General features: G+C 41.8%; 1 pseudogene. It reads left to right on the plus strand.

The annotated features are described in order from the left end of the window. A pseudogene (locus CWB76_RS11720) lies at positions 1–330 on the plus strand (MFS transporter); the annotation flags it as partial.

Raw genomic sequence — 330 nt, forward strand, 5'->3', positions numbered from 1 at the left:
ACAAATTAACGAATATAGTGGCGCTACCGAAGGGGCAAATAATGGTCTATTGCATGCGTTTTCAAAGTTAAAAATTTTGTACCAAGATAAGCAATTTGCGCATTTTGTTATTACACGTGCCCTACTGCTTTGTTCAGCATTGAGCGCTCCATTTTATATTATTTTAGCCAGTAAACAGTCGTTTGAATTTTCTTTACTTGCCACCTTTATTGCCGTTTCCGGCTTTGCAAGCTTAGTCTCAGCGCCGATTTGGGGACGCTTAAGTGACTTATCTAGCCAGCGAGTGCTGGTACTCAGTGCCACTTTGGTTACCATTAATGGGCTGGCTGT

The organism is Pseudoalteromonas sp. S1609, from assembly GCF_005887255.1.
In the GTDB taxonomy this organism is placed as follows: Bacteria; Pseudomonadota; Gammaproteobacteria; order Enterobacterales; family Alteromonadaceae; genus Pseudoalteromonas.